The organism is Pasteurella oralis, from assembly GCF_042681465.1.
Lineage (GTDB): Bacteria > Pseudomonadota > Gammaproteobacteria > Enterobacterales > Pasteurellaceae > Pasteurella > Pasteurella oralis.
Window position 1 is genome coordinate 2304 of sequence record NZ_JBHUFP010000014.1, and the last position, 391, is coordinate 2694.

1 protein-coding gene is annotated in these 391 nt (G+C 42.2%); it reads right to left on the reverse strand.

The genetic code is table 11. The annotated features are described in order from the left end of the window. The coding region (locus tag ACFSAV_RS08550) for a phage tail protein (RefSeq protein WP_379098533.1) at positions 1-391 on the reverse strand (391 nt) is incomplete at both ends.

Sequence of the window (391 nt, forward strand, 5' to 3'; positions counted from 1 at the left end):
CACCGAATTCAGCCAAACCGACAGGCTCTGACTCTAACGTCACTTCATTACCATTTACATTCACAATGCGAATATCTGTATGCTTAGCCTCTTGATTAATGTACGTTAAATAACTATTCCCCCATGGCGTAATTTCTCTATCAAGCGTCACTTTTCTGCCATTGACAGCTATTACACGACCACCAATATTTGTATCTGCATAATGGCAATCTGCTACACGAATAATGTCACCGGGAATGTGCATTAAGCCTTCTACACCGACAGTAAATGTGACGGTTTTGGTTTCCAACCTCTCTGTTTCAAGAATCCATTTCCCAGTGCGGAATGCTTGACCACGTGATGTGCAGCCAAACGCCGTCACTTTTTTAATGTTTAAACCATGACGACGAAT